The organism is Corallococcus sp. AB038B (assembly GCF_003668955.1).
Lineage (GTDB): Bacteria > Myxococcota > Myxococcia > Myxococcales > Myxococcaceae > Corallococcus > Corallococcus exiguus.
Map to the genome: position 1 here is coordinate 1 of NZ_RAWO01000358.1, position 389 is coordinate 389.

Genomic DNA, 389 nt, shown 5'->3' on the forward strand with positions numbered 1-389 from the left:
CGGCTGGCCGTTTGTGACGGCGCTCATCTGCCTGGACGCGGACGTCGCGCCCACGTGGGCCAAGGCGCGGGGCCTGCCGCCCCAGTCGCTCCTGGAGCTCACCCGCGAGCCGGCGGTCCGCTCCGAACTGGAAGCGCTCGTGGCCTCCATCAATGGCCGGCTCTCCCGCGCCGAACAGATCAAGCGCTTCGAGGTCGTCACGGAGGCCTGGGGTCCCGCGACGGGCGAACTCACACCGACGCTGAAGCTCAAGCGCCGCGTGATTCTCAAGCAGTACGCGGAGCGCATCGCCACGTTCTACGAGAACGCCTGACACACCACCCGCCGCCTCCCTCACGAGTCCCCATGCATGCGAGAACTCCGGAGCAAGCGTCCTTCGCTGCTTCCAT

At 68.4% G+C, this 389-nt stretch carries 1 pseudogene; it reads left to right on the plus strand.

Going from position 1 to position 389, the window contains the following annotated elements:
• Positions 1-313 (plus strand): annotated as a pseudogene (locus D7Y04_RS43560) (long-chain fatty acid--CoA ligase); the annotation flags it as partial.
• Positions 314-389 lie beyond the last annotated feature (76 nt).